Raw genomic sequence first — 12,153 nt, 5'->3', positions numbered from 1 at the left:
GCGGAATTACTTGGCGGAGAGCTCGGTGAGCTTGGCCTGCATGTCGTTCAGAGCCGTGTCCGTGTCCTTCTTGCCGGTGATGGCCGCGTAGGCCTCTTCCTGGATCGCCTTCGTGGTGGCGCCGTACTGGACCACCTTGGGGCGGGGCTGGGCGTTGTTCAGCGAGGTCAGCAGGGTGGGGAAGAACGGGCGCTTGGCGACGACGGCGGGGTCCGCGTAGAGCGACGCGTACGCCGGGGCGCGGGAGGACAGGGCCAGGCGCTTCTTGGCCTGCTCCTCGCTGGTGAAGAATTTGATGAACTCCAGCGCCGTGGCCTTGTTGGCGGTGAACGGCGAGATGGCCAGGTTGCGGCCGCCGAGGGTGGAGACGCCGGGGCCGTCGGTGCCCGGGATGGAGGTGATGCCGAACTTGCCGGCCACCTTGCTGGAGCCGTCCGTGGCGCTGAGGGAGGCGTGCAGGAAGGGCCAGTTGCGCAGGAAGACGAGCTTGCCGTCCTGGAACGCGCGTCGGCCCTGCTCTTCGAGGTAGGTGATGGCGTCGGAGGGGAAGAAGCCTTGCTTGAAGCCGTCGACCAGCAGGTTCAGGCCCTTCTTGGCCTCGGGCGTGTTGACGGTGGGCTTGCCTTCGGCGTCCACCACGGTGCCGCCGGCGGAGGCTACGGCCTCGGAGAAGTTGACTGTAAGGGCCTCGTTCTTGTCGAACTGGCCGGCGTAGCAGGACATGCCGGCGGCTGCCGGGAGGGCCAGGATGGCCTTGCAGGCGGTCTTCATTTCGTCCCAGGTCTTGGGCCGGGCGGCGATGCCGGCGGCCTTGAGCAGGTCCGAGCGGAAGTAGAACAGCGCGCCGTCGGTGTAGTACGGGGCGCCGACCAGGGTGTCCCGGTACGTTGCGGCGTTGACGGTGGCGGGGATCATCTTGTCCGTGGGGATCGCGTCCGCGGGCAGCGGCATGATCCACTTGTTGGCGGCGAACTCGGAGGTCCAGACGACGTCCAGGTTCAGCACGCTGAAGGTATCCGACTTGATCTGGGCGTTCTGGATGAGCTGCTGGCGCTCCTAGTCCGCGGAGTCCGGCAGTTCGATGAACGTGACCTTCTCCTCCGGGTGGGCGGCGTTCCATTCCTCGATGCTCTTGTTCGCGGCACCGGAGGCGTCGCGGTTGGAGACGTAGTTGATGGGGCCCTTGCCCTCGAAGGACGCGGCGGCAGCCTTCGGGGCGCTCTTCGCGTCCGTGGCGGTCCCGCCGCAACCCGTGAGGGCGATAGTGGCGACGGTCAGGGTGGCGGTGGTGGCTAGAAGAGTCTGCCAGGTGCGGCGGCGCTGCCTCATGTGTTGCTCCTTGTTGTGGGGTTGGTGCGAGGTCGGTGGTGCGGGTGGTTTGGTGCATGCGGAATCGCGGCGGGTCGCTTGGTGGCGCGGGGGAGCGCCGGCGGTCGCCGTGGGTGGTGGTATTTGGGTCTTGGCTAGCTGCTTGGTCGGGTGCCGGGCGGGGCCGGCGTTGCCCGAGCCGGGTTGGGCGGCGCGGTGGAGCCGCGCTCGATCAACCGGTGCGGCATGATCTTCGGCCCCAGGTCGCGGGAGCGGAGCAGCTTCTTCACGGCCATCCGTCCCATTTCCTCGAGGGGCTGGGCCATAGTGCTCAGCGGCGGGTTCACGTGCAGGGCGGTGGAGGTGTTGTCGAAGCCGAGGACGGAGACGTCTTCCGGCACCCGGAGTCCGCGCCGCTGCAGTTCATTGACGACGGCGGCGCCCATCTCATCGCTCATCGCGAAGATGGCGGTGAGGCCGGGATCCTGCTGCAGCAGTTCGCCGACGCCGGCGGTGCCGCTTTCGTAGAAGAAGCTGCCCGTGGCGGTGACCGGGGTGCAGCCGGCTTCCGTCATGGCGCGCAGGTACCCGCGCTTCCGGGGCTGGGCGACATAGATCGATACCGGATCCCCGGTCAGGAGGCCGATGCGCCGGTGGCCGAGCCGCAGCAGGTGACGGGTCGCGTCGTAGGCTGCCTGCTCGTCGTCGATGGCCACGCTGGGGGAGCCCGACTTGTCGCTGATGGCGACGGAGATGATGGGGACGTTGGGCCCCAACAGCTGCCTCGTCTCCGGCGTGATCACGGCGGAGATGAGGATGACTCCGGCGGCCCGGTAGGTGCGCAGGGTCCGCAGGTAGCCGGCGATGTAGGCGGATGTGGCGCCGGTACGGCCGAGCATCACGGCGTAGCCGCGTTCCTGGGCCTCTTCCTCGACGCCCTGCATGACCTGGGAGGCCAGGGCGTCGGAGACCATCGGGGCGAGGAGCCCGATCACGGACGTCTGCCGGGTCTTGAGGCCTCGGGCGAGGTAGTCCGTTTCGTAGCTGAGGCTCTTGACCGCGGTCTCGACACGTTCCCGGGTCTCGTCGGAGTAGCCGACAAGCCCGTTGACAACCCGGGAGACGGTGGCAGGGGAGACGCCGGCGTGCTTGGCGACATCGCGGATGGTGACCACTATTCCTCCTCCCTGAGGGTGCCTACTGGGCCGCATGGCCCGTTTGCGTAACGGGTTACGCAAACGGTTTACGTAAACGGTTTCGTTGCGTGCAGGATCAACAGTAAGGGGTGGGTGGGGGATCGCGTTGCGTTTCGTAAACGGCGAGACAACAGACGGGCGGCCTCCAGTTTCCGGCCGTCGTGGGTGATGCCCAGCGACAGGGACCGCTTGGCAACTTCGTTCCGCTCGAGCCAAGGGCCGCCCATGGACGGCAAAGACAACCCGACCCAGACATTGAACCGGTCCCGTCAGGACCATCTGATGGCTATGCACCAGAGCCCTCGCGCCTCCTGAGCGTCGGACGACGGGGGCAACACACTGACGACTTCTGCTTGCGCCCTGAGCTTCGCCGGGGCCCGGTGTAGCTGCGCAGGTGCAATGGCGCTGTGCGGATCAGCGAGCCTTCGCCGGTTCGCCGGCCGGCGCGGACATGGAAGTTCGGCGCCGCGGAAGCCAGGCGTCGTGCGGCGGCCATGACGGAGCTCGTCGGGCGCCGCTTCGGCGGTCGGCTGCATGAAACTGGGAGACTAGATAGCAACATTCTTCTCGGGACGCGCAATGAAACCTCGCAGTTGCGTTGGAGCCGCGAAGGGACCCCCTCGCGGTATTGTGATTCCGCCGACTACTGCCGCTAACATCTGACAAGAGTTTGATAAATCACATACGAAATGGGAGATTCATGGGGGCACCGGAGTACTCCGACAGCGATGTCGAAGCAATGGCTGACACGCTTGCAACCTTGGTGGCCGGCGGCAAGACACTGCAGGGGGCTGAGGCAGCCTTGACGTATGTGCCGGACGGACTTGTCCATGCAGCGCGAGTTTTCTATGAGAAGCGGCTCAATCTCATAAAGGAGATCCCGGATCCGGGTTTCCTGGCGGACAAGCACCGGAAAGTTGGCTTCTGGTACTCCGGTCCTCGCAACGACGATGTTGTGTGGCCCACGCTCAAATCCAGGTTGCTACAGGAACTTCCAGCGGCGGCCGTTGAAGGTGTGGACGCAGCGTCCTCCAAAGTGATCTGTTTGGGGAGTCCTCCGGGCAAAGAGACCATTGACACCAGGGGTCTAGTACTTGGATACGTTCAGAGCGGCAAGACGACGAACTTCATGTCCGTTGTTGCGAAGGCGGCCGACGTCGGGTACCGGCTCATCATTGTTCTGACCGGGACGACCGAAAACCTGCGCACGCAGACGCAGGACAGGATCAACGAGTATTTGATCGAACCCTGCAGTTCTATCTGGCACCCGTTGACTTCCGTCGATCTGGACTTCAGCGTGACCACTCCGGCGGATGCGATACTGAGCAATCCGTCCATGCGTTCAATAGCCGTCGTGAAGAAGAATCCCTCCAGGCTACGGCGCCTCCACATGTGGATCAAAACAGCGTCTGCGACTACGCGTCAAAATTGTCCTATTCTAATCATTGACGATGAGGCTGACCAAGCGTCCATTGATGTAGGAACCAAGCGCCAATCGACCATTAATGGTCTAATCCGCGATCTTTTGGCCAACCCAAAAGCCGCATACATCGCATACACGGCTACGCCTTTCGCCAACTTGCTTATCGATCCGAGTGTCGAGCATGACCTGTACCCACGAGATTTCATCGTGGACCTGCCTCGCCCCGATAACTATTTTGGTGCGGAACGGATATTTGGTCAGCTGGAAGCCGAGAGCCTCGAGGATTCCGTGGACGATGGCTTGGACGTTGTCCGCTTGATTTCCGATTTGGAGGTTGAGTCCGTTCGTCCGCCACGGAACAAGACACTTCTCGAACAGTGGTCTCCCGAGGTGCCCGATGCAATGGACGCTGCAATTCGGTGGTTCCTCCTGGCTACGGCGGCCCGGCGCCTCCGCGCCCGCAAAGTTGCCCATTCTTCGATGCTTATCCACACCTCCATGCTGGCTGGCGCACATGAGAAGACTGCGGAAGCGGTCGTCGATCATTTGGACGGGCTTAGGGCGGCGCTGGTCAATGAGGCCACTACGACTTTGGACCTATTCCGCGATCTCTGGGACTCCGAATCGGTTCGCGTAAAGGCCGACTCATTTGGAAATCAGCCGATTGCATTCGACGACCTGATGCCCCACCTAATTGAGACAGCCCGTGCCACAAAAGTCATCGTGGATAACTACCAATCAAACGACCGATTGGAGTACGACAAAGAGCATCCGCAGACGGCGATCGTCATCGGTGGCAACACGCTGTCCCGTGGGTTGACGCTCGAAGGTCTCACGTCGAGCTACTTCGTCCGTGCCTCATCGGCGTACGACACTTTGCTTCAAATGGGGCGCTGGTTTGGATACCGAATGGGCTACGAAGATCTGATCCGCATCTGGATGAGTTCTGAGCTGAAGAGCTGGTTCCTCATGCTGTCCATCGTTGAAGCCGAGATTCGCGAGGAGATCCAGGTCTACGAAGCGGAGGGTAAGACGCCTGCCGAACTTCCCGTCAAGATCCGGACCCATCCCCAAATGTCAGTGACGTCGGCTGCGAAAATGCGTTCCGCAGTCAAAGCCCAAGTCAGTTATTCGGGGCGTCGCGTACAGACAATCATGTTCAACGAAGACGACGGCGACTGGCTGGAAGGCAACATCAAGGCAACCAAGGACTTGTTTGAGCGTCTGATCGGCGAAGGCCATGACGAAAACGAACTTGAAACGTCTCGACGCGGCTTCCGTAACGTTTCGGTTGACGAGATTTTGGGTTTCCTGGATACGTATAAGGTTCATGACGCGGCGAAATCCATCGACAAGGACGCGATCCGCCGTTATATCGAAAAGGAACGTGCCGAAGGTGATTTGAAACGCTGGGACGTTGTACTCATGGAGCCTCTCAACGGTGATGAGGAACTTGATCTTGGGCTCGTCGGAAAAGTCCGACTCCTGCGCCGTAAGAAGATGTATATCCCCAGCGACGACGGGACGGCCAATCTAAAGGCAGTTGCGTCGACGTCCGACCGCATTGCAGATCTCGATGTCGGTTTGGACCTCATCCGGAAATCGCTGAACCTAAAGTCCACAGACAAAATTACGGACCGACAGTTGCTGCAGTTCCGCCAACTGCGGCAGACGACGGATCGAACTGGTCTATTGTGCATCTACCCCATCGCCAAGGAATCTGATCCCGACCTGAACAAGTCCGCACTGGAGCCCGCCGAGAACCGCCGGGTTCCGCTGTTCGCAGCGGCCGACCTGGTTGGGCTTTGCTTCATGTTCCCCGATTCACGCAATCCTCGATCGGTGGTCGATTACGTCGCCGCCAAGGTAGACGCCGAATATCTTGAGGCCCTTGAAGAGGAATTGGAGGCAGCCGATAAGTTGGACGAAGCGAAGGCCGTCGAAGACGAGCTGGTGAAAGCATGAGAGAGTCGTCGGCTTCGGTCTTTGATTTCCTGGCCAAGGATGTCTCTGCTGGTGGAAGTTTCCATTCCCGGAAATCCGGCATATCTGCGTCGGACGGCGAGGTGCTTTGTGCCGTGGATGCCGGCGGTCGGCCCACAGTGCTCGTCCCTGTGGGAACAGCAAAGGGCGGTCCGCTCGACTGGGCTACTAGGTCGTTGTCTCTCCAGACACTTGAGCTCGCCGTTGATGGCGTGCAACGCCCCTATGTGATTCTCCGCTGCATCGACCCCAAGCTGCACCACCAGTTCGGACTATTGGCGGACGACGTTCTGGATGCCATAGAAATTGACCCTGAAAGGGCATCAAATGCAGTGTCGGCGACTTTAGACCGCTGGAGAAATCTCTTTGAGGCCGAACGGGGAAGCCTCTTGGGGACCGCGCAGCTGGCAGGCATCATGGCCGAGCTCACAGTTCTTCACGAGCTGGTGGGATCTCACGGACCGCGAGCTTTGTCGGCGTGGCAAGGGCCGAAAGGCAACCGTCACGACTTCGTGTTCGCGGACTGTTCTATTGAGGTCAAGGCAACGACCAATCACAACAACATGGTGGTCACTATCCATGGTGGTCGTCAGCTGGCTGCACCAGATCAGGGGGACCTCTACCTTCGAGCCCTCCAACTGGAGCGCTCGCCAAACGGCACATCCGTCCCCGGCAAGATCAGGGAGCTGATCGAGCTCGGTGTTTCTAGGCTTGAGCTTCTGGGGGTGCTAAGCGGTGCAAGTTATTCGTATGCAGACTCGTCTGCATACGAAGGATTGAAATTTACAACGCTATCCGAAAAATCGTATTTGGTTGATGCCAACTTCCCTCGGATTACCGCGGAGACTCTGTTTCCGTCCGGCACAATTGAGCGGCTTGGCAACATTTCTTACTCCATAGACTTGGGCCATATGGGAGAGATTAACCTCGATCTTTCAACGGTCTCGGTGGCGAACGGCGGGCCAGACTGATGTTGTCGCTATACAGGCAGCAATACGGTGCTGATGGCGGCTTGGATGCGCGTTCTGCAGACAACGCCATTGGGCGTACTTCACTTGGGCTTTGGGATCTTGTGCTCCGCGAGTCTCTCCAGAACAGCTGGGATGCACGAACCGCAAAAAATGGACGCATCTCATTCTCTGTGGACGAGTATGAAATGTCGTTGGAACAAACTCGCATTTTGACCCAAGAAGTTTTCGGCGAACTGCCACCGCACTGCAAATCTACCGATCTGCACAAGCACATTTTCGATCATCGAATACGAGTTCTAGTGATTTCCGACACGGGAACACGCGGCTTGGGCGGTCCTATTCGGGCGGATGTATCCGGGACTTCGGGCGAGCGGCGGGACTTCGTCGATTTCGTCCGGAACCTTGGTCGTTCGACCACCAAGGGCCTGGAAGGCGGAACCTATGGACTAGGCAAAGGGGTCCTGTACAGAGCCAGCCAATTGGGTCTTTGCCTTATCTACTCCCAGGCGTATCACAACGGGTCGATTGAGCCTCGCTTGATTGCGGTGTCAGGAGGTGATGGCGACTACGACGATGACGACAGTCGGTACACGGGGCGGAACTGGTGGGGTGTACCCGGAGCAGACGGAATTGTAGATCCGCTTACCGGCTCTGGCGCTCGGGAGCTAGCTGAGAGTCTGGGCATGCGGATTCCGATGGGGGACGATACGGGCACGAGCATCATGGTTGTTGCGCCGGACTTCGCTGGGGTCACGAACGGCCGTGATCGAGTGGCAGCAATCGCTGATGCTGCAATGAAATGGGCGTGGCCCCACGCCTTAGATACCGGAAGTGGACCAAACGTCAGGTTTCAGTTCACTGCCGACAACGGCTCAGTCCCTGGCCCGGAGCCGTTGAATCATCCGGTCTATCGTGAGTTTGCTTCGGCCTACATTGAGGGCCGTAAGCGGATCATGGATCCCACCTATGAAAGTAATTGGCAGACCACTTACACCCCGATTCGGAGCAAACGGCCAAATCAAGGTCTGGGACTTCTGACGTATCGGATTAGCCACACTCCGGTGGCAACTGGATCCGAACTTGAGAACTCCGTGGCCCTTCTGCGGGATCCAAGGATGGTAGTTAAGTACCTGCCCGTTTCGGCTCAGCCCAACGGCGTGCCAGTCTTTGGAGTGTTCATTTCGACGCCTGAAATGAACGAAAAGTTCGCTAAATCGGAACCGGTGACGCATGACGATTGGGTATACCAGCAAGCCGCAGCGGCAAGGAATTTTCCGAATCCCGTCAGGATTGCCTTGGACAAAATCCGGGAAACTTTCCGCGTGCTGTCGGTCCAGGGTGCCAAAGCCGGTAGCGGTGTCGCCTCCAAGGGCGCCTCTCGGGTGTCAGCTGCCTTAGGCAGCCTGCTGTCTGGATTCTCGGGCAATGGAGCCGAACAGCAAGCGGTGGGCTCGTCCGAAGGCCTGAGTACAAAGCGCCCAAGAAAGGCATCAATCCGTCAACTCGCTGAATCGTCCTTGGACCTGCTGGACGGCGAGATGGTAGCAAAGTACGGATTTGCTGTGACTGGAGGGCGCCCAGGAAACGCGGTGGCAGTCCGTGTTGCGGCCCGCGTTGTGACGGAGTCTGGAGGAAATGAGGCGGCGAGCCCCGCCGAGGCTGAAATGCCTCGTTTCATCGGGTGGATGTCGTCAAATGGGCTGCTCTCCTCCGAGGAAGTGTTGACGGTGCCTGTGCCGAGCGAAGATGAGATCACAGCCGTCTTCACTCAGCCGGCCGATGCGGCAATCCGCGTCACGGCCACTGTAGAGGAGCTTGAAATTGCGAGGAGTTAGCTTCGGGCACCTCACGCTGCCATTTGAGGAAGTGTCAACTCTCTCATGGGAAGTTTCTGTCGGTGAAACACCCCTGACCGATGGCGAGACTTTGGCTGAGGATTGGACTTACTACGATGACATATACATTGAGTGTTCCTATCAGCTGGATCTCCAAGATGCCTTGCTGCGACTGCAACTTCCGCCAAGTGCACGCCTAGGAGCTGTCATCATCGCCCGCTCCTCGGGCACGCCCCTCATCACAACCTCTGAAGTCCGCGACGTTCGCGGTGGGCGTCAGCAGGTCCACCTAACAGTCCCGGCAGATCAAATTTCAGGTACGTTGTCCCTTGAATTCCAGATATCGGTCCTCCACATCGGTCATGTCGTGGAGAGTCCCTTTGCGCCCAAAAGGCTCGGTAACACCGTCTTCCGAGTTGACCGAAAGATTGTCCTAGAGGGCACTGCTCCTCGCCTGCCCATGCTTCCGGTGAGTTTTGCGGAGCACGGCATAGCCGGTTCGAGCAACGCATTGTGGTGGCTCCGGCTGACATCGCGTGATTTGGCAGTAAGCGCTTCGGCCGCCATATGGTTATGGCTCAATGCAGACAACCCATTCATTTCCCGGATGCTCGAAGATTCCGACTCTTCGGAGTCCGACGCGTGGCTTCGGTTTCTTGAACTGGACTTCATGCGCCAACTGCTTCGCGAGGCGCTCAGCAGCGACGAGCTGAGCCTTCAAACCGACTATCCGGAGGAATCCCTCGGATACGTACTAAGCGGTGTGGTCCGGCTTTTGGGCGAATCTTTGGACCAAGTCCAGCAGCGGTACCGCGAGGATCCCGGCCGCGTTGAGGCGGAGCTCCAATCGAAAGTCGGTGCAAAGTAAAATGGCCGAAATTCATACGTTGCTGTGCTATCCCCGCATGCCGCTCTACGAAGCAGCTCAATCCTGGGAGGTGCTTCGTCGGCAGAGTCTGGCCGAGATCGGTGCTTCCCTTGATCTCACGACGGTTCAAGCACAGTACTACCCTCTCGCCCGGCAGCGTGCAGGTTCCGATGAACTACTTGGCCTCCGGGGGAAAATCTTGGGCATCGCTGAGGAATTCGGGTTCCCTTCAGTAGTGAGCAGCAAATTTCTCGTTGAGTTCGATCGAACCGTTGGGCCAGAGATTCATGCTCAGATGACCATCATGCCTGCCGACGCGTCATCGATAGATGTTTGGAATTTCATCAACACGGTGGTTGTGCCCGACGTCGTTCTCTGGCGATACGGACGATTCCACACTCAAAGTAAGAACTGGATCATCTCTGAGGATCGGCTGTTCGACATGACCAGAACGACAATCGGCCGGCTATGGTGGCGGGTGCATCTTCTTGGACCCGAACTTGCGGGCAAGCTGGGCGAAGACGAGGTAGTCAACCTGCTGGAAAGGCCGCGCATCGGCGGCTACCCACTTCTTTCCCGCGCGATGGGTGCGCGCTTGTTAGCGTTTGCCTCGGAATCAAACACGGGTCGGCGCATGGAACTCTTCCGAGATGCCACTAAACGGCTCCTCCGCAAGATGACGGTCCAATCCGTGTTCGTTATGACGCCCGTGCAGATTGAAGAATTCGTCACATCGTTGTTCCTAGAGTCGGCGACGGCCTTGGGTATCTCTTTGCCGGAGGCCCCCGCGAAGACGCAAAGTGAGGTCGATTCTGCGGTAAGTAGATTTGCAGCCAGTTGGCCGATGTTCTGAGCAGGCGACCGGACGGCATCTCATCTTGGCGTAATTGTGTTGCGCGGGGCACTAGCGCCAAAACCAAGAGTTCCGCTGGGTAACGGTGTCGGTATCCCCATCTCTATGAGTATTCTCGACCTGGGCAGGCGCCGGAAGTCATGACTCCGACCGAGCGCCGACTCGCTCGACTGCTGAGTCTTTCACCAGCAGCCGATTTGAAGGGCTTTCAGACTCTGACTCCCTAAGGAACCCAAACATGTCGGCGACGACGTCACCTATTTGTTTGGACAGCAGAGGGGGGACAGCGTTCCCTACTTGGTGGAATTGCTGGGTTCTAGGCCCTTCAAAGAAGTAGTTGTCGGGAAAGGACTGGAGACGCGCGGCTTCGCGTACGGTGAAGCTACGCGTCTGAGCCGGGTCGGGGTGGATGTAGTAGTGCCCGTCTTTGGAAATGTGTGAAACCACGGTTGTGGCTGGAGCGTCCCAAATCTGTACTCTGAAGCGGTCTGTAAAGGGAGTGCCCACCTTGCCGACATTGCTGTGCTCGGGATGGAGGGACGTCGGCAGATCGGTGTACTTCGGACTCTTGCCCAGGCGCTCTGCTAGTTCTGCCATCACGCGGTATCGTGCGAGGTCCGAAACCATGTGAGCGCGGGGAACGTGCTGGATTGGTACGCTGAGCCTTTTCTCATGGATCCAAGCTTCATATGCATCTACCGCGAGCGCCCCGGATTTAATGGGGTCGGGCTTGGAGCCCACCTCAGTCATTTGCACTTGGTCTAAGGCCTCCGCCTGTACAGCCTGCCAGTCCAGATCGATCTTTGGCCTCCTCTTAGAAGTCTCCGCATGCACACTAGGCATGGTCTGGACTGCGGCCCGAACTGTGACTGCCCCATCAGCTTTGTTGAGAACTCGTCGAGGAACGCTGGCTGCGACGTCAGTCCGAACGCCAAGCAGGATCACGCGGTGCCGCTTCTGCGGCACGCCGTATTCTTCGGAGCGAATAATAAAGTCCGACGGGTCCAAGTCCTGCGCTTCAGCATCCACGACCAGAGAACGGATTTCGTAGCTCGTGCCACCAGGGAGACGCTTGAGGTCACCCAAGATCGTTTGGAACATGCTGCTGTCGCCATTTTTGGACGAAAGAAGCCCCTTTACGTTCTCCATGACAAAAATCGTGGGCTTGAACTTGCCGAGGATGTGGAGATACTCGCGGTAGAGGAAATGCTTGTGGTCTGATGCGAAGGATTCATCTCCAGTCCTGCGGGACCGCCCAGCAAGGGAATACGCTTGGCACGGCGGCCCGCCGATGAGCGCCCAATGTCCTCGCTCCTCCTCCGGTCCGAGCTGCCGTTCGATGAAGTTATCCACCGTGGGACGGTTGTCCTCGCCGAGCTCGACTTGGTAGACGTGGGCTTTCGCCGCCAGATAGGCCTCTTTGAAGTCGCCGGTGAGAACGGATTGCCACGTCTTCTTGCCCTGGATGTAGTCGAAGTAGGGCTGCAGATCGCCCCCGGACCGTACGAGCTCTCGGTACGTTGCTCGCAACCGGAGCGTCTGGCAGGCGAGGCTGTCCATCTCGAACGACGCCAAGGTCTTGAAAACGAAGTCGCCCCGTTCGTCCCTGACACTGGAGAATCCTTCGTTCAAGCCTCCGGGCCCGGCGAAGAGATCAATAATTGGAAACACATGCACCCCTTGATATCCGACACTCCAGGATACCAGGCCCGGCAG

9 protein-coding genes are annotated in these 12,153 nt (G+C 59.4%); 5 read left to right on the top strand and 4 right to left on the bottom strand.

Annotated elements, in window-relative coordinates; all coding sequences use genetic code 11:
- Nucleotides 1–6 precede the first annotated feature (6 nt).
- The 3 genes from BLR03_RS14735 to BLR03_RS14730 all read right to left on the bottom strand — a co-directional run bounded on the left by BLR03_RS14735 (nt 7) and on the right by BLR03_RS14730 (nt 2,483).
- Nucleotides 7–1,026 carry an ABC transporter substrate-binding protein gene (locus tag BLR03_RS14735; RefSeq protein ID WP_302846592.1) on the bottom strand — a complete coding sequence of 340 codons (1,020 nt, stop codon included), beginning with the start codon at nt 1,024–1,026 and terminating at the stop codon, nt 7–9.
- Nucleotides 1,027–1,056: 30 nt separating this feature from the next.
- On the bottom strand, nt 1,057–1,329 hold the full coding sequence (locus BLR03_RS24940; protein WP_254788511.1) for a hypothetical protein: 273 nt from the start codon (nt 1,327–1,329) through the stop codon (nt 1,057–1,059).
- Between the two features lie 134 nt (nt 1,330–1,463).
- On the bottom strand, nt 1,464–2,483 hold the full coding sequence (locus BLR03_RS14730) for a substrate-binding domain-containing protein (RefSeq protein ID WP_175460567.1): 1,020 nt from the start codon (nt 2,481–2,483) through the stop codon (nt 1,464–1,466).
- Nucleotides 2,484–3,204: 721 nt separating this feature from the next.
- Here BLR03_RS14730 and BLR03_RS14725 point away from each other — a divergent pair.
- Genes BLR03_RS14725 through BLR03_RS14705 form a run of 5 tightly spaced genes read left to right on the top strand, consistent with a single transcriptional unit; the run spans nt 3,205 to nt 10,437 of the window.
- Nucleotides 3,205–5,892 carry a Z1 domain-containing protein gene (locus BLR03_RS14725; protein WP_091253910.1) on the top strand — a complete coding sequence of 896 codons (2,688 nt, stop codon included), beginning with the start codon at nt 3,205–3,207 and terminating at the stop codon, nt 5,890–5,892.
- Complete coding sequence (locus tag BLR03_RS14720) at nt 5,889–6,881, top strand: PD-(D/E)XK motif protein (RefSeq protein WP_091253906.1); 993 nt, start codon at nt 5,889–5,891, stop codon at nt 6,879–6,881. The genes BLR03_RS14725 and BLR03_RS14720 overlap by 4 nt, the downstream gene beginning before the upstream one ends.
- The gene (locus tag BLR03_RS24055; RefSeq protein WP_139184566.1) at nt 6,881–8,716 is read left to right on the top strand and encodes a hypothetical protein; all 1,836 of its coding nucleotides are present in this window, start codon (nt 6,881–6,883) and stop codon (nt 8,714–8,716) included. Before BLR03_RS14720 ends, BLR03_RS24055 begins: the two co-directional genes overlap by 1 nt.
- Nucleotides 8,717–8,747: 31 nt before the next feature.
- Nucleotides 8,748–9,584 carry a hypothetical protein gene (locus tag BLR03_RS14710; RefSeq protein ID WP_175460566.1) on the top strand — a complete coding sequence of 279 codons (837 nt, stop codon included), beginning with the start codon at nt 8,748–8,750 and terminating at the stop codon, nt 9,582–9,584.
- Between the two features lies 1 nt (nt 9,585).
- The gene (locus tag BLR03_RS14705) at nt 9,586–10,437 is read left to right on the top strand and encodes a DUF6339 family protein (protein WP_091253897.1); all 852 of its coding nucleotides are present in this window, start codon (nt 9,586–9,588) and stop codon (nt 10,435–10,437) included.
- A gap of 138 nt (nt 10,438–10,575) precedes the next feature.
- Here the strand turns inward: BLR03_RS14705 and BLR03_RS14700 are convergent, their stop codons facing one another.
- The gene (locus tag BLR03_RS14700) at nt 10,576–12,108 is read right to left on the bottom strand and encodes a DNA cytosine methyltransferase (RefSeq protein ID WP_254788510.1); all 1,533 of its coding nucleotides are present in this window, start codon (nt 12,106–12,108) and stop codon (nt 10,576–10,578) included.
- Nucleotides 12,109–12,153: the final 45 nt, after the last annotated feature.

Origin of the sequence: Arthrobacter sp. ok909 (genome assembly GCF_900104405.1) — a bacterium.
Taxonomy (GTDB): Bacteria; Actinomycetota; Actinomycetes; order Actinomycetales; family Micrococcaceae; genus Arthrobacter; species Arthrobacter humicola.
This window is presented reverse-complemented; position numbering and strand designations above follow the sequence as displayed.

What these genes read in the sequence shown, in the direction of transcription:
- BLR03_RS14705 (WP_091253897.1), top strand. Translation starts at nt 9,586, where the DNA reads ATGGCCGAAATTCATACGTTGCTGTGCTATCCCCGCATGCCGCTCTAC.
- BLR03_RS14725 (WP_091253910.1), top strand. Translation starts at nt 3,205, where the DNA reads ATGGGGGCACCGGAGTACTCCGACAGCGATGTCGAAGCAATGGCTGAC.
- BLR03_RS14720 (WP_091253906.1), top strand. Translation starts at nt 5,889, where the DNA reads ATGAGAGAGTCGTCGGCTTCGGTCTTTGATTTCCTGGCCAAGGATGTC.
- BLR03_RS24940 (WP_254788511.1), bottom strand. Translation starts at nt 1,329, where the DNA reads ATGAGGCAGCGCCGCCGCACCTGGCAGACTCTTCTAGCCACCACCGCC.
- BLR03_RS24055 (WP_139184566.1), top strand. Translation starts at nt 6,881, where the DNA reads ATGTTGTCGCTATACAGGCAGCAATACGGTGCTGATGGCGGCTTGGAT.